The organism is Enterobacter sp. MGH120 (genome assembly GCF_001037725.1).
GTDB classification, from domain to species: Bacteria; Pseudomonadota; Gammaproteobacteria; order Enterobacterales; family Enterobacteriaceae; genus Enterobacter; species Enterobacter hormaechei_C.
Genome location: NZ_KQ089940.1, coordinates 4,380,763 through 4,404,334 on the forward strand (window position 1 = coordinate 4,380,763; position 23,572 = coordinate 4,404,334).

Annotated in this window: 25 protein-coding genes and 1 pseudogene; 10 read left to right on the forward strand and 16 right to left on the reverse strand. The window is 57.0% G+C overall.

What is annotated here, in order from left to right; all coding sequences use genetic code 11:
• Positions 1–2 precede the first annotated feature (2 nt).
• On the forward strand, positions 3–956 hold the full coding sequence (gene yjiA / locus SK54_RS20435) for a GTPase (protein WP_045341172.1): 954 nt from the start codon (positions 3–5) through the stop codon (positions 954–956).
• 55 nt (positions 957–1,011) lie between these two features.
• Here yjiA and SK54_RS20440 read toward each other — a convergent pair whose 3' ends face one another.
• Positions 1,012–2,370 carry an esterase-like activity of phytase family protein gene (locus tag SK54_RS20440; RefSeq protein ID WP_040117188.1) on the reverse strand — a complete coding sequence of 453 codons (1,359 nt, stop codon included), beginning with the start codon at positions 2,368–2,370 and terminating at the stop codon, positions 1,012–1,014.
• A 411-nt stretch (positions 2,371–2,781) separates the two neighbouring features.
• On the opposite strand from SK54_RS20440, the gene SK54_RS20445 reads away from it, so the two are divergent.
• Positions 2,782–3,327: a YfaZ family outer membrane protein gene (locus tag SK54_RS20445; protein ID WP_006810254.1), complete on the forward strand. Its 546-nt coding sequence runs from the start codon at positions 2,782–2,784 to the stop codon at positions 3,325–3,327.
• 181 nt (positions 3,328–3,508) lie between these two features.
• Here SK54_RS20445 and SK54_RS20450 read toward each other — a convergent pair whose 3' ends face one another.
• Positions 3,509–4,879 carry an NAD-dependent succinate-semialdehyde dehydrogenase gene (locus SK54_RS20450; RefSeq protein ID WP_017694568.1) on the reverse strand — a complete coding sequence of 457 codons (1,371 nt, stop codon included), beginning with the start codon at positions 4,877–4,879 and terminating at the stop codon, positions 3,509–3,511.
• A 153-nt stretch (positions 4,880–5,032) separates the two neighbouring features.
• On the opposite strand from SK54_RS20450, the gene SK54_RS20455 reads away from it, so the two are divergent.
• Positions 5,033–5,785, forward strand: coding sequence for an AraC family transcriptional regulator (locus SK54_RS20455; RefSeq protein WP_015572582.1), 753 nt, complete (start codon positions 5,033–5,035; stop codon positions 5,783–5,785).
• A gap of 38 nt (positions 5,786–5,823) precedes the next feature.
• Positions 5,824–6,462, forward strand: coding sequence for a LysE family translocator (locus tag SK54_RS20460; protein WP_017694569.1), 639 nt, complete (start codon positions 5,824–5,826; stop codon positions 6,460–6,462).
• Positions 6,463–6,490: 28 nt separating this feature from the next.
• Here SK54_RS20460 and SK54_RS20465 read toward each other — a convergent pair whose 3' ends face one another.
• Together SK54_RS20465 and SK54_RS20470 are read right to left on the reverse strand one after the other, a co-directional pair.
• Positions 6,491–6,793 (reverse strand): BrnA antitoxin family protein, encoded by a 303-nt coding sequence (locus tag SK54_RS20465; RefSeq protein ID WP_017694570.1) that lies wholly within the window; start codon positions 6,791–6,793, stop codon positions 6,491–6,493.
• Positions 6,780–7,067, reverse strand: a complete 288-nt coding sequence (locus SK54_RS20470; RefSeq protein WP_015572580.1) for a BrnT family toxin — start codon at positions 7,065–7,067, stop codon at positions 6,780–6,782. The genes SK54_RS20465 and SK54_RS20470 overlap by 14 nt, the downstream gene beginning before the upstream one ends.
• 174 nt (positions 7,068–7,241) lie before the next feature.
• Here SK54_RS20470 and SK54_RS20475 point away from each other — a divergent pair, with 174 nt between their 5' ends.
• Positions 7,242–8,513 carry a DUF445 domain-containing protein gene (locus SK54_RS20475; RefSeq protein ID WP_017694571.1) on the forward strand — a complete coding sequence of 424 codons (1,272 nt, stop codon included), beginning with the start codon at positions 7,242–7,244 and terminating at the stop codon, positions 8,511–8,513.
• Here the strand turns inward: SK54_RS20475 and SK54_RS20480 are convergent.
• The 6 genes from SK54_RS20480 to SK54_RS20505 form a co-directional block, all read right to left on the reverse strand.
• Positions 8,510–9,586: a DUF2955 domain-containing protein gene (locus SK54_RS20480; RefSeq protein WP_015572578.1), complete on the reverse strand. Its 1,077-nt coding sequence runs from the start codon at positions 9,584–9,586 to the stop codon at positions 8,510–8,512. The two genes, SK54_RS20475 and SK54_RS20480, sit on opposite strands and share 4 nt — an antisense overlap.
• Entirely contained in the window at positions 9,576–10,643 is a 1,068-nt protein-coding gene (locus SK54_RS20485; RefSeq protein WP_026094404.1) for an HlyD family secretion protein, read from the reverse strand. The genes SK54_RS20480 and SK54_RS20485 overlap by 11 nt, the downstream gene beginning before the upstream one ends.
• Positions 10,640–11,110, reverse strand: coding sequence for a MarR family winged helix-turn-helix transcriptional regulator (locus tag SK54_RS20490; RefSeq protein ID WP_015572576.1), 471 nt, complete (start codon positions 11,108–11,110; stop codon positions 10,640–10,642). The genes SK54_RS20485 and SK54_RS20490 overlap by 4 nt, the downstream gene beginning before the upstream one ends.
• 149 nt (positions 11,111–11,259) lie before the next feature.
• Positions 11,260–11,979 (reverse strand): ArsR/SmtB family transcription factor, encoded by a 720-nt coding sequence (locus tag SK54_RS20495; protein WP_017694573.1) that lies wholly within the window; start codon positions 11,977–11,979, stop codon positions 11,260–11,262.
• On the reverse strand, positions 11,972–12,295 hold the full coding sequence (locus tag SK54_RS20500) for an antibiotic biosynthesis monooxygenase family protein (protein ID WP_017694574.1): 324 nt from the start codon (positions 12,293–12,295) through the stop codon (positions 11,972–11,974). The genes SK54_RS20495 and SK54_RS20500 overlap by 8 nt, the downstream gene beginning before the upstream one ends.
• A 259-nt stretch (positions 12,296–12,554) precedes the next feature.
• Positions 12,555–13,034 carry a carboxymuconolactone decarboxylase family protein gene (locus SK54_RS20505; protein ID WP_010427243.1) on the reverse strand — a complete coding sequence of 160 codons (480 nt, stop codon included), beginning with the start codon at positions 13,032–13,034 and terminating at the stop codon, positions 12,555–12,557.
• A gap of 102 nt (positions 13,035–13,136) precedes the next feature.
• Between SK54_RS20505 and SK54_RS20510 the strand changes: the two genes are divergently transcribed.
• Complete coding sequence (locus tag SK54_RS20510; protein ID WP_017694575.1) at positions 13,137–14,525, forward strand: MocR-like pyridoxine biosynthesis transcription factor PdxR; 1,389 nt, start codon at positions 13,137–13,139, stop codon at positions 14,523–14,525.
• Between the two features lie 85 nt (positions 14,526–14,610).
• On the opposite strand, the gene SK54_RS20515 is transcribed toward SK54_RS20510, so the two are convergent.
• Positions 14,611–14,772 carry a DUF1127 domain-containing protein gene (locus SK54_RS20515; RefSeq protein WP_003863073.1) on the reverse strand — a complete coding sequence of 54 codons (162 nt, stop codon included), beginning with the start codon at positions 14,770–14,772 and terminating at the stop codon, positions 14,611–14,613.
• 176 nt (positions 14,773–14,948) lie between these two features.
• Between SK54_RS20515 and SK54_RS20520 the strand changes: the two genes are divergently transcribed.
• The gene (locus SK54_RS20520) at positions 14,949–16,364 is read left to right on the forward strand and encodes an aminotransferase-like domain-containing protein (protein WP_026080655.1); all 1,416 of its coding nucleotides are present in this window, start codon (positions 14,949–14,951) and stop codon (positions 16,362–16,364) included.
• 76 nt (positions 16,365–16,440) lie between these two features.
• Here the strand turns inward: SK54_RS20520 and foxA are convergent, their stop codons facing one another.
• The 3 genes from foxA to SK54_RS20535 form a co-directional block, all read right to left on the reverse strand.
• Positions 16,441–18,549, reverse strand: a complete 2,109-nt coding sequence (gene foxA / locus SK54_RS20525; RefSeq protein ID WP_103270103.1) for a ferrioxamine B receptor FoxA — start codon at positions 18,547–18,549, stop codon at positions 16,441–16,443.
• 121 nt (positions 18,550–18,670) lie between these two features.
• Positions 18,671–19,627, reverse strand: coding sequence for a helix-turn-helix domain-containing protein (locus tag SK54_RS20530; protein WP_048247845.1), 957 nt, complete (start codon positions 19,625–19,627; stop codon positions 18,671–18,673).
• A 135-nt stretch (positions 19,628–19,762) separates the two neighbouring features.
• The gene (locus SK54_RS20535) at positions 19,763–19,996 is read right to left on the reverse strand and encodes a DUF2171 domain-containing protein (RefSeq protein ID WP_048247847.1); all 234 of its coding nucleotides are present in this window, start codon (positions 19,994–19,996) and stop codon (positions 19,763–19,765) included.
• Positions 19,997–20,215: 219 nt separating this feature from the next.
• Between SK54_RS20535 and SK54_RS20540 the strand changes: the two genes are divergently transcribed.
• On the forward strand, positions 20,216–20,401 hold the full coding sequence (locus SK54_RS20540; protein WP_023295865.1) for a hypothetical protein: 186 nt from the start codon (positions 20,216–20,218) through the stop codon (positions 20,399–20,401).
• Between the two features lie 38 nt (positions 20,402–20,439).
• Here SK54_RS20540 and SK54_RS20545 read toward each other — a convergent pair whose 3' ends face one another.
• Positions 20,440–21,561 (reverse strand): ribosomal protein uL16 3-hydroxylase, encoded by a 1,122-nt coding sequence (locus tag SK54_RS20545; protein WP_023303029.1) that lies wholly within the window; start codon positions 21,559–21,561, stop codon positions 20,440–20,442.
• A 134-nt stretch (positions 21,562–21,695) separates the two neighbouring features.
• Positions 21,696–22,301 (reverse strand): annotated as a pseudogene (locus tag SK54_RS20550) (ATP-dependent Clp protease proteolytic subunit); the annotation flags it as partial.
• An 85-nt stretch (positions 22,302–22,386) separates the two neighbouring features.
• Here SK54_RS20550 and SK54_RS20555 point away from each other — a divergent pair.
• Positions 22,387–22,773: a VOC family protein gene (locus SK54_RS20555; protein WP_017383871.1), complete on the forward strand. Its 387-nt coding sequence runs from the start codon at positions 22,387–22,389 to the stop codon at positions 22,771–22,773.
• Between the two features lie 179 nt (positions 22,774–22,952).
• Positions 22,953–23,570, forward strand: a complete 618-nt coding sequence (locus SK54_RS20560; RefSeq protein ID WP_048247849.1) for a response regulator transcription factor — start codon at positions 22,953–22,955, stop codon at positions 23,568–23,570.
• Positions 23,571–23,572 lie beyond the last annotated feature (2 nt).

Here is a 23,572-nt window from a genome sequence, read left to right on the forward strand (position 1 = left end):
CCATGACCCCGATTGCCGTTACCCTGCTGACCGGTTTCCTCGGCGCCGGTAAAACCACCCTGCTGCGCCACATTCTGAACGAGCAGCACGGCTTCAAAATCGCCGTCATCGAAAACGAATTTGGCGAAGTCTCCGTTGACGATCAGCTGATTGGCGACCGCGCCACCCAGATCAAAACCCTGACCAACGGCTGCATCTGCTGCACCCGCTCTAACGAATTAGAAGACGCCCTGCTGGACCTGCTCGACAGCCGCGATCGCGGTGACATCGACTTCGACCGACTGGTGATCGAGTGCACCGGCATGGCCGACCCCGGCCCGATTATTCAGACCTTTTTCTCCCATGAGATCCTCTGCCAGCGCTACCTGCTGGACGGCGTCATCGCTCTGGTGGATGCGGTACACGCCGACGAGCAGATGAACCAGTTCACCATCGCCCAGTCTCAGGTTGGCTACGCCGACCGCATCCTGCTGACCAAAACCGACGTGGCGGGTGAAAGTGAAAAACTGCGCGAGCGCCTGACGCGCATCAACTCGCGTGCGCCCATTTACACGGTGACGCATGGCGATATCGATCTCGCTCAGCTGTTCAACACCAACGGCTTTATGCTGGAAGAGAACGTCACCGCGAAACCGCGCTTCCACTTTATGTCCGACAAGCAAAACGACGTGACGTCGATTGTGGTTGAGCTGGACTACCCGGTTGACATCAGCGAGGTCTCCCGCGTGATGGAGAACCTGCTACTGTCATTTGCCGACAAGCTGCTGCGCTATAAAGGGATGCTGTGGATCGACGGCGAGCCGAACCGCCTGCTGTTCCAGGGCGTGCAGCGCCTGTACAGCGCCGACTGGGATCGCCCGTGGGACGATGAAGTGCCGCACAGCGTGATGGTGTTTATTGGAATACAGCTGCCGGAAGAGGAAATTCGGGCAGCGTTTGCGGGGCTGAAGAAATAACCGCACCGATTATCCCCTCTCCCCCGCGGGGAGAGGGTTAGGGTGAGGGGGAAACTTATTTCAACGCCTCCGGCAGCGTCACAATCCACAGTTCGCTGTCGGACTCCGGTTTCTTCAGCGGCTTCACGCTGAGGGTGGTTTCAACCGGTTTGTCATCCAGCGTCAGCGCCCCCTGCGCGTTCACCCGATAATCCTTGAGCTTCTTGCCTTCGACTGGCTTCTGCATCGCCACCTTCACGCCAAAGTCATTATCGTTCGCCACTGCCAGCGTTTTGCTGTCAATCAGCGCCAGCCCTTCGGCCTTTTCCTGCTGCCAGCCCAGCGCACGCAGGTCGACCACCTGCGTTTTTTCCGCAAGCGTGATGCCGCGCTGCGCCAGCGTTTTCTCATCATCAAACTCCGGGTATTCGCCCGGCTTGTCGAAGGCCGCCAGATCGCTCGCCTTGCTCAGATCAACCCTGTAGATGAGGTTACGCATTGCGTCATTTTTATCCTCGCCCTGTTCAATCAGCAGGATGGTGTGGTTATCCAGCGCCACTATGTCGCCGATTTTAGCGTCGCTGTTTTTGCTGTAGGCCGCGCTGTCGACAGGGTAGCCGTACATCGCGGTTTTCCCGGTCGCCGGATCGAAGCTCACCAGACGCGTAAACAGCGCCTGTTTTTTGCTCTTCCCGTCGATATCCAGCGTGCTTTGCACGGCGGCGATAATGCGTCCGTCCGGCATGCGGGTCAGCCCTTCAAAGCCCCGGTTTGCCTGACGCCATTTGATAACGTTTGGCAGACCGCCCGCGATGGATTTCTCCCCTTCCGTCGCCTGCGGACCGTGGATCGCGAGGATTTTCCCTTTACTGTCGACGTTAATCAGGAACGGGCCATACTCATCGCACAGCCAGTAGCCGCCCTTCCCGTCCGGCGTGATGCCTTCCGTATCCAGCCCGCGGTTATCGCCTTTCAGCACTTTTAAGGTGTCGCTTAGCGCGACTTCATTGGTAGATCCAATCACGCCGCTTTGCAGCGGCAGGCCGTTGATCTCGCCTTTATCGTCATGCAGCGGTCGCGCGTCCACGGCTTCCGCTTTGCCGTTTAGCACACGGATCGTCATCAGCAGCGGGGCGAAATCCGGGGTAACAAAGATTTTGGCATCGTTTTTCCCCATTTTTGGCGAATCCGCGTTAGGACCGCGATCGGTCACGGTCGCAAACGTCAGCGCATCGCCCTGCTTGCCCGTGAATAACAAACCCGAACCAATCCCCACCGGGAGCCCGTTCGGGAATGCGCTGGCAAACGCACCGCTGTATTTGACATGCGCGCCTTCGGGAAAGCTGACGACGTAGCGCTCCGCGGTTGGCTGTGCCGCCAGGCCAGAGAAAGAGAGCGCACAACCGACTAGCACAGGAATAATTTTTCTTTTCATATTGTTAGCATCCAGTAAGTGAAGCCAACAACGTAATGAAGAAACGTGTCAGAAAAATGACATGTAATGGCAACGAAGCGGCGCGTACGGACGTATATCAATCACCAGAAATGTAAACCTCTGTCTTTATCTGTGTCAGCTGAAATACTTTTGGAAATTATTAGAAACCCAATTAATTCATGGCGAAGGACTATTTGCGCCTCGTTCATTTTACGTTTAGCCAGGAATGTAAACTGTCCCTAAACGCGAATGTATTGGACATTGACGATTTGCCATATAAACAATTAATCAACATTTACCATTCAAAAACCCAACATAAACAGCATATAAATGCGAGACATATCACATTTGCAGTCATAAACATCGCTTGTTAAGGTGCCCTCAGATTAATTTAATGACGAGGAAACACTCATGAAAAAACTTAACATCCTGATCCTTTCTGCTCTGACCGCCGTATCGGGCTCCGCACTGGCCATGGGTGGCAGCATTGAGCAGGGTAAAAACTTTACTAACCTCAATCTGGAAATGGGGAAATCCTCATCCGGCCTGTATGCGGAGAGCAACTGGCTGAAAAACACCGATGACGGCACCCAGACCGGCGGCGTTGGGGCAGGCTACAACCTGGAAGTGGGTCCGGTGATGCTGAATGCTGGCGCGAAAGCCATCTACATCGGCCCGAAAAAAGGCGATAACGGCGTGGCATTCCCGATTGGCGGCGGCGTTAACGTTGCGCTTACGGACAGCATTCACGTGTTTGGTGAAGGTTATGTGGCGCCAGACGGCCTGAACAACAGCGTGAAGAACTATGTTGAAGCTAACGGCGGCGTAAGCTGGACGCCAGTCAAACCTGTCACGCTGAAAGTGGGTTATCGCCACGTGAGCGTAGACGGTAAAGACGGTCGTCCAAACCACACGCTGATCGACGGTGCATATGTAGGCGGTGGAGTGTCCTTCTAAGCCTGTTTGCGCGTTTCGCCCGGCGGCGCTACGCTTGCACGGGCCTACAATGAAGGGTGCAATGTATTAAAATTATTGCACATTGATTGTAGGCCGGGTAAGCGCAGCGCCACCCGGCAAGAAAGGCGATGCGACCGTTAATAAAAAACCTGCCGGATGGCAGGTTTTTTTTATTACCGCATTACTTGCGAACGACCACCAGCTTCTGGTTCACAAACTCTTTGATCCCCAGGTCCGACAGCTCGCGTCCGTAACCCGAACGTTTTACGCCGCCGAACGGCAGCTCTGCCGCAGTGTCGGTGAGCCAGTTGATGTATACCATCCCGGTCTCAATGCGCGACGCCATTTTCTTCGCGCGCTCGATGTTCTGGCTGAACACCGCGCCGCCCAGACCGTAGTGGGAATCGTTAGCCAGTGCGACCGCTTCGTCGTCGCTTTTCACCACGTAAACCTGCGCTACCGGACCGAAGAACTCCTCGAAGTACGCCGGGTTATCACGCGAGATATGCGTCAGGATGGTCGGCTCAAAGAAGCTTCCGTCACGCTGAACCGGCTTGCCGCCATGGTGCAGCTTCGCGCCATTTTTCACCGCCTCGTTAACCTGTTTAGTTAGCGTCTCCAGCGCGTCTTTGGATGACAAAGGCCCCAGCGTGGTGCTTTCGTCCAGCGGATCGCCAATTTTCACCTGCTTAAACGCCTCGGTGAATTTGCTCAGGAAGGCGTCTGCAATCTTTTCATGCAGGATAAAGCGCTTCGCCGCGGTACAGACCTGCCCGGCATTGTTCAGCCGCGCGTTAACGCCGATCTTCACGGCTTTATCCAGATCCGCATCGTCCAGCACCACGAAGACATCGTTCCCGCCCAGTTCCAGGGTCGATTTTTTGAGGTGCTTCGCAGCCTGTGCCGCAACCACGCTACCCGCTTTTTCTGAACCGGTCAGCGCCGCCCCCTGTACGCGATCGTCGGCGATGATGTTCGCCACCTGTTCGGACGAGATAAACAGGTTGGTCCACGCCCCTTCCGGCGCGCCCGCTTCACGTACCAGTTGTGCAAAGGTCTCTGCACAGTGCGGCACGATGCTGGCGTGCTTGGCGATCACCGGGTTGCCCGCTGCCAGGTTTGGCGCCAGAACGCGCATCAGCTGATAGTACGGGAAGTTCCATGGCTCGACGGCCATCAGCACGCCGATGGGGTGATGTTCAACCCATGCTTCCCCGAGTTCAGAGTCATACTTCACCGGGGCCAGGAACTGCTTCGCGTTGTCCGCATAGTAGCGGGCGATTTGCGCGCACAGCTTCACTTCGCCACGGCTTTGTTCGATGAGCTTACCCATCTCCTGACTGGCGATTTTCGCCAGATCCTCCACGCGTTCGTCGATCAGGTCCGCCAGCTTATGCAGCACCGGCAGGCGCTGGCTTATGTCGCCTTTCGCCCAGTCGGAGTGATAGAGCGCATCGGCTGCCTTCAGCGCCGCTTCAACGTCTGCGTCAGTGTGAGAGGGATATTCTTTGATGAGCTGGTTCGTGGCAGGATTTACTGTCTGGTAAGCCATATCGAATCTCCTTGTTTTACCGCTTAGGGTATTAAGGGTAGTCAATCTGACTGGCTTTGAAGGTAAAGTTGGGTATATACGGAAGGTTCTTAACAAGACGCTGCCAGGCGATGCGCAGACATGGTATAAAAAATGCTCATCAATGGAGTTCCTATGACCGATACCCGCCACATCCGCCAGACCTTTAACCGCGCAGCAGGCCTTGAGCTGCGCAGTACGTGGCAAAGCACCCGGGCATACAAACGTCATTGCCATCCACAGCTCTCCATCGGCGCGATTGTGGAAGGCCAGACCTGCTGCGTAAGTCATGGCAATGCGTACGTTCTTGATCCCGGTGATCTTATCGTGATCCCGGCTTATGCCCCGCACAGCTGCAACCCCGTTGTCGGGAAGCCGCGCAGTTACCATATGCTCTATATCGACACCGATCTTCCCCTGGCGCTACAGGTTATTCGCGATCCCACGCTCTTTAAGCACTTTCTTGCCGTTGTCGGGACGATGTCCTCCGCATCCGTGGAGACCCTGCTTTCTGCCCTTCCCCGTTGCGCGGGTGAGATGAATGCACCTCGCTCAACCAGCCAGCAGGTTCAGCAGGCGTTACTCTCCGACCTTGCCGCACCGCCTTCCCTTGACGAACTCGCCCAACGATTCTCACTGCGCAAGGAGACGCTGATCCGCACTTTCAGGCAGGATACCGGCCTGACGCCGGGCAGTTTCCTCAACATTTCGCGCGTGGAGTACGCCAAAGCGCGGCTGCGCGCGGGGGATGATATCGCCGACGTGGGCTACCAGAGCGGGTTTGCCGACCAGAGTCATTTTCATAAGACCTTCGTGAATTATACCGCTGCCACGCCGCGCCAGTACGCCACGGGCCGATCAATATCAGACAATAATCAGGATACGTAACGTCGTAATGTGACCTCAGATTTGTCACTGAGGTCGCTATGGAACTGTTATTTCCCTCCGCCTTTCTTGCCCTGGCGCTGGCGCATTTTGTTGCCCTGTTAAGCCCGGGCCCGGATTTCTTCCTGCTGGTAGGCTACGCCGCCCGCTACCGGCTGCGCGGCAGCGCCGGATTGTGTCTCGGCATCGCAGCAGGTAACGGGTTGTATATATTACTGGTGATTATCGGCTGGAGCGCGCTGCGCCAGTTTGGGTGGCTGTTTACGCTTATCGAACTGTCCGGCGCGCTGTACCTGCTGTGGATTGGCTCGCATCTTGTGCGCAGCCGCCCGCAGCCGCTGGCGCTGGAAGAAACCCGCCAGCGCTGCCCTTCTCTGCGTAAGCAAATCCTGCTGGGGCTGGGTTCGGCGCTGTTAAATCCCAAAAACGCGTTGTTCTACCTGGCGCTAATGACAGCGTTACTCGGGCCGGACGTCACACTGCTTCAGCAGGCGACCTGCGGCGTCTGGATGGTGATGGTGGTGCTGGTATGGGATCTGGCGCTGATATCGCTGATGGGGTTACCGGCGGTTCAGCGAAAGCTCAGCCGTTCGCTCTGGCTGATAGAGCGCACGGCAGGGGTGGTGTTGATGGGGTTTGGTGGGTGGGTGCTGTGGCGGGTAGTGGCAAATATCCTCTGAGAGAAAAGGCAGCCTGGCGCTGCCTGTGTTATTTTTTGTTCTGATCGCGCAGCATCGCCTCGCGCAAAATGGCATTAAGCCGCGTCTGGTAACCTTTCCCTGGCCGTTTAAGCCACTCCATCACGTCGGCGTCAATGCGTACTGATGCCTGAGTTTTGAGCGGTCGATAGAATTTTCCCCGCACGGCACCGGCCCAGCGATCATCCTCCGTGGCCGGTATATCGCTGTAATCAATTTCCCTGTCGGGTTTATCCGCCAGCGCTTTGAGTTCAGCCTCCCGGCGCGCACTCACTTCCGGTGCACTACCGCGTTTATGTTTAACGATGCTCATAACGCCTCCTCTCTTTACGATCCGCTTTACGCGCACTGATGATACGTATGATTTCATCCCCGCTTTCAAAACGTACCGTGTGCGCGACCAGAATGACAATAACGCCCTGTACAAGACCAATGGTTTGCCAGCGAAACTCCCCGTTTTCATAACGATCCTGAACAGACAAATGGCAGGGATCGTCAAAAACCAGAACTGCATCTTCAAAACGAATGGCGTGTTTTTGCAGATTGCTTTTCGCCTTATTGCTATCCCATTCATACTCTATAGGCATAGTGTACCCTTCCCTGATTGTATATACAAAAAAGCATATACAAACAGAGCAGTATTTGAACGAAAAAGACAATGTTTTGATTTGATTTGATTTCTGAAGGAGCATTCCAGAAAGTGAGATGACTGGCCTCGTCCAGCTTTGCACTTTTCCCCCGTATCCCTCTATCCTTAACCCATGGAAAAACATACCGAACTCAAACGCGCCAAGCTTCTCGCGCTGTCGCTGCTGCTGATTGCCGTCGCAGCGTTTATCACCACTCTGTTCCTGCCGCAAACCTTCTGGGTGCGCGGCGTAAAGGCCATTGCCGAAGCGGCGATGGTCGGCGCGCTGGCGGACTGGTTTGCCGTTGTCGCGCTGTTCCGCCGGGTGCCAATTCCCTTTATCTCGCGCCATACGGCGATTATCCCGCGCAATAAAGACCGCATCGGCGACAATCTCGGCCAGTTCGTGCAGGAAAAGTTTCTCGATACGCAATCCCTTGTCGATCTTATCCGTCGCTACGAGCCCGCACAGATGATTGGGGCCTGGTTCAGCCAGCCCGATAACGCCCGGCGCGTGGGGCAGCATCTGGTGCAGGTGATGAGCGGTTTTCTGGAACTTACCGACGATGGACGCATTCAGCGCCTGCTCAAACGCGCCGTCCACAAGGCTATCGACAAGGTCGATCTAACCGAGACCAGCGCCGTCATGCTGGAAAGCATGACCAAAAACAACCGTCACCAGGTGCTGCTGGACGCCATCATCAACCGCCTGATTACCCTGATTCAGCGGGAAAGCACGCGGGAATTTATTGCCGACCAGATCGTCCACTGGCTTAAGACCGAGCATCCGCGCAAGGCGATGGTGCTGCCCACCGAGTGGCTGGGCGATCAAAGCGCGGAGATGGTGTCGAACGCGGTGAACACGCTGCTGGACGATATCAGCCACGACCGCACGCACCAGATCCGTCAGGCGTTTGACCGCGCCACGATCAAGTTCATCGACAATCTGAAAAACGATCCGGAGATGACGGCAAAAGCCGAGAATATCAAACACTACCTGAAGAATGACGAAGCCTTTAACCGCTATCTGGGGGAAATGTGGGCTGACCTGCGCCAGTGGCTGAAAAATGACATGCAAAGCGATGATTCCCGCGTGAAGCAGCGTATCGCCAACGCCGGGCTGTGGTTTGGCGAAACGCTGACCAACGACGCCAGCCTGCGGGCGTCGCTGAATGAGCATCTGGAGCAGGCCGCGCACCGCGTGGCGCCGGATTTCGCCGCGTTCCTGACGCGCCATATCAGCGACACGGTGAAAAGCTGGGATGCCAAAGACATGTCACGCCAGATAGAACTCAATATCGGTAAAGATCTTCAGTTCATTCGCGTTAACGGTACCCTGGTGGGCGGAACAATTGGCCTGATCCTGTTTCTGCTCTCGCAACTGCCCGCCGTGCTGGGGCATTAATCCGCTTTTGGCGGCGCGATAACGTAGCGCGTCGCCTCGAAGCGGTTCAGGATCAGGTGCACCAGAAAGACCATCGTCAGCGTGACCACCAGCGCGAAGGTGACGGAGGTGATGCGGTACAGATCGCTGAACACCAGGTCGCTGTCCGGGTGCATGTTCTGCCCGAACATAATGCCGATGGTGGTGATACTGGCGAAGCCTACCCCGGCGCCGACCTTCTCCATTACGTGCAGACGCGCGCCAAACGCCAGTCCAAGGCCAATCAGCGGCATCATTAGCAGCATATGGCTGCTGTGATCGTAGAGGATAAGCTGGACGACAAGGATATAAAGACACCCCAGCACCACGCCGACTACGCGCCAGATGGAGCTGATAACCGAGCCGCGATAGTGCATCGGGAACAGGATCAGAATGCCCGCCATCAGCGCCGAAAGCGAATCGCTTAAGTCGCTCATCTGGAACACCACGAAAATCAGCGTCGCCACGGTGCCCGAGAGCAGAGACTCGTGGCGCACGCGGGCGTCATCTTTCTCGATCAGCGGCGGCGGCTTACGCGGCTCCACGTCCGGCAGCAGGTAGTTCATCAACGCGCTCAGGCACACCGCCATCACGCTCGCTTCGATGTTAGAGAATAAAAGCGTGTGCCAGTTGGTGGTGGGGTAGCTCATAAAGTTGAGCATCACGCTCTGGCAAACCACGCCCATCGAGCCGAACAGGAACAGCGGCCCCTTACTCATAAAGCGAAAACGCATCACGTACAGGGCAAACACCACCAGCGTCATAATGACCGGCCACTGGGACAGATAGCCGATGATAAACACCATTTCGATGCAGTTCAGCGAGGCGCTGAAGATAAACTGCTTCGCCACGTGGCGGTTAAACACCGGCACCAGCGAGAGCAGCATGATCGGATAGACCACAAAAAACACGCCGTAGCTGGTGTTGTAGAAACTCGAAATACTGAGCGCAATCATCCCGGCAAAGACGATACGCAGGGTCTGGCGGAAGTCGTTTGCCGTATAGACGATGTTGCCGTGCGGGGTAAATACCCGCGCCAGGGTGCTAATAGACATAGTGAAGCAGGCTCACCAGATGGATTTGCATCCCGGAGAAGAATCGCGCAAACGGCCCTTCGCTATTGTAGAGCTGCACGGTGGCGCGCGCGCCGGTCGGCAGCGACTTCGGTAAGGCTTCGTCCAGCGCCACGTGAATGCGCATACGCTGGGCATCACGCACCCAGCGGTTGGAGGTTTCCGGTTCAGAAAGTTGACCGTTTACGGCCTCCTGTCCGGCGAGGATCCCCGCGTCGCTGCTGGTGACGTGGGCACGGAAAACTTGCCCCGGGAAGGCGTCGAACACCACGGCGGCGTCGGTCCCCTGGTGGGTATGCCGCAGGCTCTTCTCGCGGAAATCCGCCACGATATCGATCCGGGTGTTCACCAGCGCCAGCGCAGCCGAACCGGACGAGGCGTAAAAACCGGGGCTTAATTGCAGGTTACTGACCGTGCCGTCCGCCTCGGCGTAGACCTTCGTCCAGCCAAGATTCAGCTCCGCTTCATCCAGCGCGTTACGGTATTTTTGCAGCGTCACGTTGCGGTGCTCATCCCGCTCGCCGCGCTGAATGCGCAGGTTATGAATATTCGCCTGAATCGAGCTGACGGACTGCTCGCTGCTCTGCCAGGTGGTACGGACCTTATCCAGATCCGCCTGCGACACGTTCTGCAAGGTACTCAGTTTCTGGTAGCGGTCGAAGGTCACTTTGTCATTACGCGCCGTCAGCACCGCGGTTTTCAGGCTGGCCTGCGCCGCGGCAATCTGCGCGTCCAGCTGATCGTTAGACAGACGCGCCTGTTCCAGCGCAATCTGCGCCGCTTCGACCTTATTGCGAAACGGCGTGGCGTCGAGCTCAAACAGCAGATCGCCTCTCTTAACCTGGCTATTGTTGTGGACATGTACCGCCGCCACATACCCGGAGACGCGTGCAGACACCGGGGTCACCACGCGCATCACGGTGGAGTCCGGCGTCAGCGGGATCCAGATATCCGCGACGATAAAGTAGACAAACATCAGCAGGAAAGAGGCAATACTCACCCTTACCCAGCGGGCAAACTTTTGTTCAGGAGTCATTATTTTTCGGTCTTATTATCTTCTTCGCGGATTGTCCGCAAATTGCAGGCGATTTGATTGAGTGTGGCGCTGAAAATATCGAGATGTTCCGGCGCGATGTTTTGCGATACGCGCGCCTGATACGTCTCAATCACCTGAGAGAGCCTTTCAAGAATGGCTTTTCCCTCAGGCGTCAGCGTCAGCAGCCGGATACGCTTGTCATACGGCGAGACGGTGCGCAGCAGATAGCCCTGCTTTTCCAGCTGTGTCAGCGTACGCATTAGCGGAGGCAGTTCAATCCCCTGCACTTCCGCCAGCTCGCTGACCGAGACGTTATCCCCGAGTTGATGAAGCTGCATCATCACCGTCCAGCTCGACTGGGTTAACCCGGTGTCGAGAATGGCGTCGTCGATGACTGCGCGCCACTGACGCACGATCATCGCCATCCGCATGCCCATCGGCCTGCGGCTAAACAGATCTTCTTCACTCATGGGGAATCCTCTCGTAGTACGCCATTACGATAATAGTTATCAGGGTAAGTATCAAGAAACGAGAAGTTAAAGCGCAGGAATTGCGAAACGATGTTCTCCCTCTCCCTGTGGGAGAGGGTCGGGGTGAGGGCATCAGCCCGCAACGGCGTTTAGCGGCTAAAATGCTTCCTGACGGCACTTTTCCCCGAAGCCGTCACCACCACCTCCCTGTACCCCGCCACCCGCTGGATCCAACCTTTGCTTTCCATGTGGATGAGCAGCGCCGCGCCGGCCTCTCCCCCCAGATGAAACCGCCGCTCGCTCCAGTCCAGGCAGGCGCAGCACGCCTTGCGACGGGTATTGGGATTTAACGGAATACCAAGCTTCAGAAACTGCTCGCGGCCATGTAGCGTGAGCGCTGAACCGTCTGCCTCAAGCCAGCCTTCCGCCTGCATGAATTCATAGATATGCACCGCCACCGTTCCGGCAAGATGGTCGTAGCAGGTTCGTGCTTCGCGCAGGGCTTTTGGCGCGGAGGTTTCCGGCGGCGTGATGCGGCTCCAGGAGAGCCCCATCATCTGCTCGACAAGCGCCGCCACGTCGTGTCCCGCCAGGCGATAGTAGCGATGCCGCCCCTGAGACAGGCAGGTAATCAACTTTCCCTCCACCAGCCGCGCGAGATGCCCACTGGCGGTCGACGGCGCAACGTCTGCCGCCACGCTCAGCTCTGTAGCCGTCCACGCCCGCCCGTCCATCAGAGCACAGAGCATCTTCACGCGCGACGGATCGGCCATTGTAGCCGCTACAGCGGCAATGGCCTGTTCCAGCGCCGCCGCAATTTCACCCAGCTCGCCGGGCCTGTTGTCGAAAATCACATGAACGTCATACATCCGCGTGCCCTCCCGTTTCGGAGCTGTACTCCCGCATCAGCTGCGCCACGCGAATACGGTAGAAAGAAAAAATCGACGCCCGGCCTTCGGCCTGCGCGGCCTGATGGAAGACATTCTGCTTCCAGCGGCGGACGGCCTCTTCATCCCGCCACCAGGAAAGGGACAGGATTTTGCCGTCGGTCGTCAGGCTCTGGAACCGTTCGATATCAATAAAGCCGTCGATGTCGGCCAGTAAAGGCTTAAGCTCTGCGGCCAGTTGCAGATAGCGCGCCTGATAAGCGGGTTCGGCTTTGGCTTCGAAAAGGACTGCGATCATGGTTTTCTCTCCGTTGTGATGTTGGGGAGAGAATGCAGAATGAAGAGATACAATGCTTCGGTATGGAGCGAAGTGTTTGCCGGATGGCGCTGCGCTTATCCGGCCTACGGTGTTTTGTAGGCCCGGTAAGCGTAGCGCCACCGGGCAGGGTTTAACCCACAATCGACCTCGGCTCCATAAACGCCCGAATCCCCCACTCGCCATCGTCACGTCCCGCCAGGCTTACGGGCGCTGGTGGCGATAATCCGCGAGCGCGGGATTACTCCAGGTTAGCCTTGTTCAGCCCATATGCCGCATCCAGCGAGCCCGGCTCCATGCGGGAGGTAATGCCCAGGCGGTTCCAGGCGTTGATCGCTACGATGGCGAAGTTCAGCTCTGAAATCTCCACGTCCGAGAAGTGCTCCGCCACGCTGCGGTACAGCGCGTCGCTCACGCCGTGAACGCCAATCTGGGTCAGCGCTTCGGTGAAGGCCAGCGCGGCTTTCTCGCGGGCGCTGAACAGCGGCGACTCGCGCCATGCCGCCAGATGGTACAGGCGCAGCTCGCGCTCGCCGGCAATTTTGGCCTCTTTCGAATGCATATCCAGGCAGAAGGTACAGCCGTTCAGCTGCGAGACGCGAATGTCGATCAGGTGCTTCAGCGCCGGATCAATGGAGGTTTTCGCCACTTCCATGCTCAGGGCGGAAAGCGCGTTGGCGAGTGCAGGTGTGGCTTTGTGGTGGTTTACGCGGGTGCTCATTGTCTTTCCTCTTTTTTGTGCGGTTTTTATCATGCGATGAGGCAAATCTACGCCGTTAATGACATATTAAAAAGACACAAAAAACCTGAAATGAGGTAGGACATGAAGCCGGGCTATCACGACATTTATACCCGCTATCGCGATAACATCACACGCGGCGTACTGAAGCCCGGCGACAAAGTGCCTGCCATCCGCGTGCTGGCTGAAGAGCTTAAGGTCGCGCGAAAAACCGTTGAAACAGCCTATGCCATTCTGACGGGGGAAGGATATCTGGTAAGCCAGGGCGCGCGCGGCACGCGGGTGAATCCGGATCTTCTGCTGCCCGCGCAAAACGCCCCGGCAGAACAAGCGACCGGCACGCTGCCGGCGTCGTTGATTAGCCAGCGCGAACGGGCCGGTTTTCTGCGCCCCGGCATTCCCGCGCTCGACAGCTTCCCCTATAAAAAATGGCTGCTGCTGGCAGGCCAGGCGACGCGCGCCATGCGTCAGGATGAAATGCTCAACCCGCCGGTGCTGGGCTGGTATCCGCTGCGCGAGGCAATTGCCCGCTATCTCAATATCTCGCGCGGGTTGTCCTGCACCGCAGAACAGGTGCTGATCACCAGCGGCTACAGCGGCAGCCTGCGCCTGATCCTCGACACGCTCGCCAGCCGCAGCGATAAGGTGGTATTTGAGGATCCGGGCTACTTTATGGGCCAGCAGTTGCTCAAGCGCATTGTGCCCCGCCTGCACACCGTGCCGGTCGATCGCGCAGGGATGGATACGGACTACCTGCTGCGTAATCACCACGATGCCCGCTTCGCCATCGTTACCCCGTCGCACCAGAGTCCGCTGGCGGTGACGCTCTCCCTGCCGCGCAAGCAGCAGCTGCTCGACTGGGCGTCACAAAACGAGGCATGGATTATCGAAGATGATTATGACGGCGAATTTCACTACACCCGCAAAGTGCTGCCGTCGTTGAAAAGCCTCGACCAGCATGACAGGGTGATCTTTATGGGCACCTTCAGCAAAACCATCATGCCTTCACTGCGCATGGGCTACGTGGTGATGCCCGCCAGCACCGTCGGCGCGTTTACCGACAGCGCGGACATCCTCACCAGCGGCCAGCCGGTGCTGACGCAAAAGATCCTCACAGCCTTTCTCAACGAGGGGCATTTTTTCCGTCATCTGAAAAAGATGCGCGCGCTCTATCAAACCCGCCGCGACTGGATGATTGCCGCCCTGCGTGAGGTCTATGGTGATCTGTTCTTCACCGAGCAAAACGACGGTGGAATGCATATTGTCGCGTTCCTCGCAAAGGGAAGCGCTGACCGGGAGATCGCCCGCTGCTGGCAGGAACAGCAATTGCAGGTCAATGCGCTTTCGGCGTGGTATCGCGGGTCGGGCAAACGCTACGGGCTGGTGATGGGCTATAACAACGTGCGGTCATATCAGGAGGCGGTTGAGCTGCTGGAAAGGCCGAAACGGCAGACGCTTGCGCTGTTGAGCTGAAAACCGCCAGGTGGCGGCTGCGCCTTACCCGGCCTACGGTCTCCTGTAGGCCCGGTAAGCGTAGCGCCACCGGGCAACCCTATGCTCACACATCATATCGCGATAACCCGACGTCCTTGAGCTGCTCGTCGCTCATCTGGCTCAGAATACGGCGGGTACGGTTGATGCGATACCAGTTACGCAGCGTTTTCGCTACCCAGACAAACGCGATAAACGGACGTTTTGAACGATTCTCGTAGAATTCCATGATGCTCTCCTCGCTGTGCCAGTGGAGTTATCATCATGGAAAACGGCCAGTACAATACAGAGTCAAAAACTGCTTTTGTTTACCATACAGATCCGCTAAAACGGTATCTGCATGGTGGTTTACCCATCAATCTGTACTGGTTTAATGCTCTGTATGGTGAAAAAAAAGGATACAGCATGACGCGCTATCAACATCTGGCCAACCTCCTGGCGGAACGTATCGAACAAGGGCTGTATCGCAGCGGTGAACGTCTGCCGTCGGTACGCACGCTGAGCCAGGAGCACGGCGTGAGCATCAGCACCATACAGCAAGCCTACCAGATCCTCGAAAACCGCCAGCTGATTACGCCTCAGCCGCGCTCCGGCTATTTTGTCTCGAAACGCAAAGCCCAGCCGCCCGTCCCGGCGATGACGCGCCCGGTGCAGCGCCCCGTGGACGTCACCCAGTGGGACGAAGTGATGATGCTGCTGGACGCCCGCGCCGACAAAGAGATGATCTCCTTTGGCGGCGGCTCACCGGACATTAACCAACCGAGCCTGAAGCCGCTGTGGCGTGAGATGAGCCGCATTGCGCAGCATAATCCGGGCGAAATGCTGAGCTATGACGTGCTCGACGGGCGCCTGGAGCTACGCGAGCAAATCGCCCGTCTGATGCTGGATGGCGGCTCCACCGTGGCGGCAAACGAGATTGTCATCACCAACGGCTGCCACGGCGCGCTGTCGATCGCCCTGCTCTCGGTGTGCAAGCCGGGTGACATCGTGGCAGTCGAGTCACCATCGTTTCACGGCACCATGCAGATGCTGCGCGGCTTTGACATCAAGGCCATTGAAATTCCCACCGATCCCGAGACCGGGATCAGCATCGAGGCGTTAGAGCTGGCGCTGGAGCAATGGCCGATCAAGGCGGTGATCCTGGTGCCGAACTGCAATAACCCGCTCGGGTTTATCATGCCGGAGTCTCGCAAGAAGCAGGTCTTAGCCCTGGCACAGCGGCACGATATCGTGATTGTTGAGGATGACATTTACGGCGAGCTGGCGGCGGAGTACCCGCGTCCGCGCACCATTCATTCTATGGACATAGATGGCCGCGTGCTCTTATGCAGCTCGTTTACCAAAACCGTGGCGCCGGGCCTGCGGGTCGGCTGGATCGTGCCGGGGCGCTATTACGACCGGGTGATGCACATGAAGTACGCCGCGGGCGGGTTTAACGTGCCGGGCACGCAGATGGCGGTGGCGGCGTTTATTCGCGACGGCCATTACCATCGCCACGTGCGCCGTATGCGTCAGATTTATCAGCAGAATATGGAAACCTATACCTGCTGGGTGCGGCAGTATTTTCCGGCAGAGATATGCGTCACCCGCCCGCAGGGAAGCTTCCTGCTGTGGGTTGAGCTGCCGGAGACGGTCGATATGGTGTGCGTCAGCAAGCAGCTGTGCCGTCTGAAGATCCAGGCTGCGGCCGGGTCGCTGTTTTCTGCCTCCGGGAAGTACCGCAACTGCCTGCGGATCAACGTGGCGTTGCCGCCGACGGAGAAGAACCGCGAAGCGCTGAGGAAGATGGGCGAGGCAATTGTGATTGCGATGGAGGAGTAGTGCGGCCTGTTGCCCTCACCCCAACCCTCTCCCAAAGGGAGAGGGTGGAAACCGCCACCGGGCAATGGTCAACGACTCAGAACTTCCACGAAACGCTGCCCACAATGCTGCGTTCTGCACCGAAGTAGCAGTAAGAGAGCGAGTTACACGCCGCGACGTAGCTTCTGTCCGTCAGGTTATTGACGTTCAACTGCGCGCTCACGCCCGTGAGCCCCACTTTCGACAGGTCATACCCCACGGTCATATCCACCAGCGTGTACGACGGAAGCGTATGGGTGTTCTGGCGATCGCTGGCGATCCCGTTGACATAGCGCACGCCGGAGCCGACGGTCAGGCCGTCCAGAGGGCCGGTTTTGACGTCGTAGCTCAGCCAGGCGCTGGCCATGTTACGCGGGGCATAAACGGCGCGCTTGCCCTCCTCTTCCGGGCTGCTCTTCTTGTAGCGAATATCCGTGTAGGTGTACGCCGCCTGCATACGCAGGCTGTCGGTCAGCTGACCAATCGCCTCCAGTTCAACGCCTTCGGATTCGATTTCACCGATGGAACGGTACGGATCGGTCGGCTCCTCTTTAGTGGCAATGTTCTTCTGGTTAATGCGGAACACCGAGGCGCTGAACTGGCTGTTCATCCCCTCCGGCTCATACTTCACACCCGCTTCCCACTGCTTGCCCTTCATCGGATCCAAAATGTTGCCCTGCTCGTCGGCAAAGCTGGTCGGCGTAAAGGCGGTAGAGTAGCTGACGTACGGCGCGACGCCGTTATCAAACAGATACAGCAGCGCCGCGCGGCTGCTGAAGTTATTTTTATCCAGATCGCTGCGGGTGTGGTTGAAGTTGTCGACGTTCGACACGCTCACCTGGTCGTAACGCCCGCCCAGCGTGAGGCGCCAGCGGTCAATGGACATCTGATCCTGTAGGTAGTAGCCGGTCTGGCGCAGCTTGTGTTTTTCCCTGCTGTACTGGGTGATGTAGTCCGGCTTCGCGCCGTAAACAGGATGGAAAGCGTCAATCGGCGGGAAGCCGCCGTAGTAGCCAGTGACGTTGTTGGTGCGGTCCTGGTAGTCCATGCCGATCAGCACGCGGTGGTTTACCGCCCCGGTATCGAAGCTGCCGTCGACCTGGTTATCCAGGGTGATGGCGTTCATCTTCTCGTCGGAGCCGGAATAGCCGCGGTTCAGCTCGGTGTCATTCAGCCAGCCTGCGGCATACACCTGGTTCAGCTCGACTTTGGTGTGCAGGTAGCGCAGCTTCTGGCGCACGGACCAGCCGCTGTCAAACAGGTGCTCGATGTTATAGCCGACCATGTTTTCCCGACGATCGTACTTGTCGTAATCGTCCTCGCCCTCGAAGAAGGTGTTGGAGATTTTCTTACCGCTGTGCGGTACAACGGTGCCCTCATATGGCAGGCCGGAGTGGCTGCCGCCTTCCGGATCGCGGTGCAGGTAGGCCATTAGATCCAGACGGGTGTTGTCGGTGATACGCCAGGTCAGGCTCGGCATCAGGGCGTAACGCTCTTCCTTCAGCGGATCGAACTGGGAATCGGCATAGCGGGTCATCCCGCTGAGGCGCACCGCCACGCGGTCGTTATCATCAACCGGGCCAGTGACGTCGAACATCGCCCCACGCTGGTTATTGTTACCGGCGAAGAGCTTGATCTCCCCGCCAGGATCGAACGATGGCTTACGGGAGGTGAGCGCCACAATCCCGCCCGGCGATGAGCGGCCATAGAGCACGGAGGCCGGACCGCGCACGACTTCGATACTGTCCAGGAACCACGGGTCAACCACCAGCGAGCTGTGGGAGTTGGTGTCGCCCATCATCTTCAGGCCGTCGAGGTAGACGTTGTCCAGGCTGCCGTCCGAGAAACCGCGCAGCACCATGTAGTCAAAGCGGTTTGACGCCCCGATCTGGTTGCTGTAGACCCCCGGCGTGTAGCTCACGGCCTGACGCACGCTGGTTGCGCCCTGCTCTTCGAACTGCTCGCGAGTGACGATAGAGACCGACTGCGGGGTTTCAATATCCGGTGTTTCAAGCTTGGTGGCCGCAGACTGCATCTGCGAGGTCACCACCACGGTGTCAGTTTTTTGGGCATCCTGCGCCAGTAAAGGAAAAGCGACGCTACCGGTAACCCATCCCACCAGCAGTGCCAGACGCGATTTAGCAAACATAACCCTCTCCAGAGATATTTCTTATTGTTAATAAGAATTATTACCTTTTTGAGAGTGCAAACGGCTATGCGTGCCGCCAGGTTACGTATGCGCGATGCTAAACCACACGAAATGCATTCGCGCGACAGGAGAAATTACGTTAGCGGAGTTTGCGCACGTCCCCCGGTGAAATCCCGTAATGACGACGAAACGCGGTGGCAAAGTTGGTGGCATGCTGATACCCGCACATCCAAGCCGCCTGCTGCACGCTGTGGCCTTCCAGCAGATAGCGGCGCGCCAGCGCAAGGCGACAGTCGCGAAGGTAATCGAAGAGCGTGCAGCCGTAGCGCTGACGGAACTTGCTGCGCAGGCTGCTTGGGCTCATTGCGGCAAGGGCTGCCAGCTGTGCGAGAGTATGATCCCGTTCAGGAGACTGTTCCAGCAGGCTCCGCACGCGTTCAAGACGCGCGTGCTCAGGGCGGCTTGGGCAAGGCTGCTGGCGCTGGTTGAGGCCATGGCCGAGCAGCTGATACATCAGCCCCTCCAGCAACAGCTTGCGTGAGAGCACGCTTCCCCCCTGCCGCTGCGCATGCAGAATACCTGACATCACAAACTCGGGAACCTGCCAGACAAACGCGGGTGCATTCAGGCTTTGCCATTCCAGAAGCAATGACTCAAGCAGGGCTTCACGTCCGGCATCGTGCGGGTAGACGCCAAACGAGAGCGTTTTCAGCGTGCTGTCGGCATCGTGACGCGCGCTCATCACCTGATCTTCACTCAGACGTGAGCTGAACGCCATGCCCGGGCGGACGGGATAATTGATACCATTGAGCGTGAGCGTCACGCACCCTTCCAGCACCACCAGCATATAGAGCGGGCTGCTGTGGCGAGAGGTGGTTTCATAGGGCTGTAGTACACGTACGTCGGAGTGGGTCAGCGAAATGCCGGACGAGAGCATCATCTCTTCAACATTCCCCTGCAACACGGGGCTACAGCTGACCTGCGCCTCTTTTAACTGGGGGAAACGGTAGTCGATGCCGTAGCGCTCGCCGAATACCTGAAAATCTTCAACAAAAAATATGCGTTTCGCTGATCTATTTTCACTCTGGAGCATCATTTGGGGCCTGCATCGGGGAAAGGACAGGCAAAACAGTACCATCCATTTGTAATGGCAGCAATCACCGGGCGCAGACACTATTACGCTCCGGACGAAGCCGGAGCGAAGGCATATATTTCCTTGCGAGAAATATATTTATGCTTCCTGCCACTCAGCAAAAACCTCTTTATGGTTTTTGGTCAGGACAACTTTATTATCTTCGACATTATCAACCCAGCCGAGAGGAATAAAGTGGTGCTTGCCGCCCGATTCCGGATCGCTCTTCGCAAGCTTGATACGCTCACCATCAAGATGGTCCACAACCCCGACGTGCGTTCCGCAGCTGGCGACAACCTGAGTGTGATCCTTAATTGCGCTTTTATCTACCATAATTATTCTCCTGTTTCGGTTATTTGCCTGTTGCACGAAATTAACTGTAGCGCATAAATTCAGGCTTAAACGTCTTATTAGCATTTTGAAACATCATTGACAGAACCGAATATTAAGTCTACTTAACGCCGAAATGAAAAAATAAGAATGAGATGAATTATTACCGACTGATTATTTCCCGTTCATAATTAAATTATCGCAACCAACGAGGAGGTATTTATGACGATTCGCAATAATCGGGCAGAAATTTCACTGGCTCTTGGTGAAGCGGTTTTAGACATCGTGCAAAAAGGCCATGAAGTATCGCGAGAAAATCTCGCCCAGGCGATGAAAATCAAAGCGGAGAAAGAGCGCGACGATGAGCGGCTTCTTAACTACTGGAAGGCCTGTAATATGCTGGTTTGAACCTGGCGGCGTTTAGCCTGACTAAACGCCGCCTGCTGTTACTCGTCGAAGAACCAGTAGCCCTGATTAATCAAACCGGTCAGCTCTTCCACAAACGCCGGATTATTCAGCGCATCGCCCAGCTCAGCCTGGCCGAGCTCGGTGAAGCGGCACAGCGCATCCGCACCGTTCACATCCGCCGTTTCCAGCTGTTCGCTGTTGATAAAGACGCTGCCGTTGATGTTCAGCACGCGCAGCCCGCTCAGGCGGGAGAGCGTTTCGCCCCCTTGCAGCGCGTCGAGCACCTCTTCTACGGAATACGGCGGCTCGGCGGCGGCAATATCCAGCTCGTGACGCGGCGTGGAGACGAAGCTGCCAAACCATTTCGTAAAATCATCTGGCTTGCTAATCATGTCGATCATCATCTGGCGAATGCGATCGAGCTCGTACTGCTCCACGCGGCCAGGGTGTTCGCGGCAGGTCAGATCCGGATCGCTGTAATGTTCGCCGCCCAGATCGTTCTCCAGCGCGTAGTCGGCAAAGCTGCTGATCAGATCGCGACCGTTCGGCCCGCGGAAACCGACAGAGTAGTTGAGCGCGGTTTCATGGGTGAAGCCGTCATGCGGGAATCCAGGCGGAATGTAGAGGATATCGCCCGGGGCCAGATCTTCGTCGATGATCGGCTCAAACGGATCGACATGCAGCAGGGCCGGATGCGGACAGAACTGACGCATCGGCAGCTTGTCCCCCACGCGCCAGCGGCGGCTGCCCATCCCCTGGATAATAAACACATCGTACTGATCGATATGCGGCCCAACGCCGCCACCCGGGACGGAGAAGGAGATCATCAGGTCATCGAGACGCCAGTCCGGCAGGACGCGGAACGGACGCACCAGCTCTGCCGCGGGCATATGCCAGTGGTTCACCGCCTGCGCCAGCAGGGACCAGCCGGTTTCACCGAGGTTATCGAAATGCTCAAACGGGCCATTGCTCGCCTGCCACTTGCCGTTAGCATGGCTTACCAGGCGGCTATCAACTTCCGGCTCCATCGCCAGACCCGCCAGTTCATCAGGGGTAATGGGGTCGACAAAATTCGGGAAGGCATTTTTCAGCACAACGGGTTGTTTTTGCCAGTATTTTTCAAGAAATTCCGGCCAGTTCAGGTTCAGTTGATACGCCATGGATAGCACCAGTGAGAGGGGAGACAGGCGCGATTATAGAAGAGACAGCGAGGGGGGAACTTGTCATGGGTCAATCGAGCGCGCGTAGGTCGGGTAAGGCGAAGCCGTCACCCGACGCACACGCCGGCTTAAACTTAATCCAGGTTCAGCTCGTCATAATGGGTAATCAGTTTACCCACGATGCCGTAGTCCAGCGCTTCCGCCGGTGACATCCAGAAGTTACGGTCGGTGTCTTTCTTCACTTTCTCCAGCGGCTGGCCGGTGGCGTCAGCAATCAGCTTGTTCACGCGCTCCAGCATGCGGATGATCTCGCGCGCTTCGATTTCGATATCCGTTGCCTGACCGCGCACGCCGCCCAGCGGCTGGTGGATCATAAAGCGGGTATTCGGCAGAGCGTAGCGGTGCTCTTTTTTCGCCGCCAGGAAGATGGTGATCCCGGCGCTCGCCACCCAGCCGGTGCCGATCACATGCACTTCCGGACGGATAAACTTAATGAAGTCGTGGATGGTGTCGCCCGCTTCTACGTGGCCGCCCTGACTGTTGATGTACAGCTTGATCGGATCGTTGCTGACGCTTTGCAGCAGGATCATCTGAGTGATGACCTTCTGGGCCAGCTCCTGGTTAATCTCTCCGGAGATGACAATCGAACGGGATTCCAGCAGTTTTTGCTGTAGAGCGCCCGCGCCGTTTGTTCCTTCCGCTTTTTCCTTGTCGCTTTCTTTCAGTGTGTAGTGCATTGTTGTTTCCTCAGCTTGTCGCGCTCAAAACCAGAGTGTAGCCTGTTTTACCGGTGAAAGTCCTCACAGACAAATAACGAGGGATCTTATGAATATTGCACATGTCGCACTCTGGACCCGCAGCCTGGACGCGCAAGTTCAGTTCTGGGAAACGGTGTTTGGCGGCCGCAGTAATGACCGCTACGTCAGCAAAAATCGTCCGGGGTTTAAATCCCACTTTATTACCCTGGATGACGGGCCGACCATCGAGCTGATGACGCTGCCGGGCCTGCCCAGTGCACCTTCGCACCCGGAATTTGTCGGCTGGGCGCATATCGCCATCAACGTCGGCAGCAAAGCGCAGGTGGACAGTATGGCAGCGCAGGCGCAGGCAAGCGGCTCCCTGCTCAGCGCCCCGCGTATGACCGGGGACGGTTTCTATGAAGCGGTGATTGCGGACCCGGACGGCAACCGTATTGAGCTTGTCGGTGCATAAAAACAGCGTTTCGTTCCTTCATCGCCTCCGCTCCAGCTCGCTATACTTCATATGGTTATCATATTGCTAAATGATAATGATATTTAATGTGTTAAGATGAAAGTCAGCATAAACAGTCTCTTACGTAGCCATAGTGACTGTTTACATCCTCGACATTTAAATCAACACTGGGGCGGTGAATGGAACACATTGTTTATGTGGTTGATGACGATGACACAGTCAGGCAGTCCGTTGTCAGGCTGCTGGAATCTGCGGATATACATGCCCTTGGCTTTTCCTCAGCAGAAGCCTTTCTCAGCCATCCCTTTGAGGCTCTGCCCTCCTGCGTGATCCTCGATATGCAAATGCCCACGATAACCGGGTTTGATGTCGCAGATGCGCTGAAAGACAGCGGGCGGGAAATACCGATCATCTTTCTCACCGGCCACGGCACCATCCCTATGTCCGTCCGGGCGATCAAAGGCGGGGCCTACGAATTTCTCACTAAGCCCGTTGAATCCAGCGCGCTCATCGGCTCCATCGAATCCGCGCTCAGGCTGGCACAGCACAACGCCGCCCGCGTCAAAGAGCACTACGCCCTGAAACAGCGCCATCTGTCCCTCACGCCGCGCGAGCATGAGGTGCTTGAGCTGGCCGTCAGCGGCAAGCTCAACAAGCAGATCGCCGCCGAGCTGGGCGTCAGTGAGATTACGGTGAAAGTGCACCGCCGCCGGGTGATGGAGAAAATGCAGGTCCGCTCCGTGGCTGAACTGGTCAGGGCCGTCGAGCGCCTGACCAAACATCAGCCAGCGGAATAACC

Coding starts and splice junctions, on each gene's coding strand:
- SK54_RS20460 (WP_017694569.1), top strand. CDS start 5,824: ATGGAACTGTTATTTCCCTCCGCCTTTCTTGCCCTGGCGCTGGCGCAT.
- SK54_RS20510 (WP_017694575.1), top strand. CDS start 13,137: ATGAAGCCGGGCTATCACGACATTTATACCCGCTATCGCGATAACATC.
- SK54_RS20455 (WP_015572582.1), top strand. CDS start 5,033: ATGACCGATACCCGCCACATCCGCCAGACCTTTAACCGCGCAGCAGGC.
- SK54_RS20520 (WP_026080655.1), top strand. CDS start 14,949: ATGACGCGCTATCAACATCTGGCCAACCTCCTGGCGGAACGTATCGAA.
- SK54_RS20490 (WP_015572576.1), bottom strand. CDS start 11,110: ATGAGTGAAGAAGATCTGTTTAGCCGCAGGCCGATGGGCATGCGGATG.
- SK54_RS20450 (WP_017694568.1), bottom strand. CDS start 4,879: ATGGCTTACCAGACAGTAAATCCTGCCACGAACCAGCTCATCAAAGAA.
- SK54_RS20540 (WP_023295865.1), top strand. CDS start 20,216: ATGACGATTCGCAATAATCGGGCAGAAATTTCACTGGCTCTTGGTGAA.
- yjiA (WP_045341172.1), top strand. CDS start 3: ATGACCCCGATTGCCGTTACCCTGCTGACCGGTTTCCTCGGCGCCGGT.
- SK54_RS20500 (WP_017694574.1), bottom strand. CDS start 12,295: ATGATCGCAGTCCTTTTCGAAGCCAAAGCCGAACCCGCTTATCAGGCG.
- SK54_RS20505 (WP_010427243.1), bottom strand. CDS start 13,034: ATGAGCACCCGCGTAAACCACCACAAAGCCACACCTGCACTCGCCAAC.
- SK54_RS20440 (WP_040117188.1), bottom strand. CDS start 2,370: ATGAAAAGAAAAATTATTCCTGTGCTAGTCGGTTGTGCGCTCTCTTTC.
- SK54_RS20515 (WP_003863073.1), bottom strand. CDS start 14,772: ATGGAATTCTACGAGAATCGTTCAAAACGTCCGTTTATCGCGTTTGTC.
- SK54_RS20475 (WP_017694571.1), top strand. CDS start 7,242: ATGGAAAAACATACCGAACTCAAACGCGCCAAGCTTCTCGCGCTGTCG.
- SK54_RS20470 (WP_015572580.1), bottom strand. CDS start 7,067: ATGCCTATAGAGTATGAATGGGATAGCAATAAGGCGAAAAGCAATCTG.
- SK54_RS20560 (WP_048247849.1), top strand. CDS start 22,953: ATGGAACACATTGTTTATGTGGTTGATGACGATGACACAGTCAGGCAG.
- SK54_RS20535 (WP_048247847.1), bottom strand. CDS start 19,996: ATGGTAGATAAAAGCGCAATTAAGGATCACACTCAGGTTGTCGCCAGC.
- SK54_RS20545 (WP_023303029.1), bottom strand. CDS start 21,561: ATGGCGTATCAACTGAACCTGAACTGGCCGGAATTTCTTGAAAAATAC.
- SK54_RS20445 (WP_006810254.1), top strand. CDS start 2,782: ATGAAAAAACTTAACATCCTGATCCTTTCTGCTCTGACCGCCGTATCG.
- SK54_RS20530 (WP_048247845.1), bottom strand. CDS start 19,627: ATGATGCTCCAGAGTGAAAATAGATCAGCGAAACGCATATTTTTTGTT.
- SK54_RS20555 (WP_017383871.1), top strand. CDS start 22,387: ATGAATATTGCACATGTCGCACTCTGGACCCGCAGCCTGGACGCGCAA.
- SK54_RS20495 (WP_017694573.1), bottom strand. CDS start 11,979: ATGTATGACGTTCATGTGATTTTCGACAACAGGCCCGGCGAGCTGGGT.
- SK54_RS20480 (WP_015572578.1), bottom strand. CDS start 9,586: ATGTCTATTAGCACCCTGGCGCGGGTATTTACCCCGCACGGCAACATC.
- SK54_RS20465 (WP_017694570.1), bottom strand. CDS start 6,793: ATGAGCATCGTTAAACATAAACGCGGTAGTGCACCGGAAGTGAGTGCG.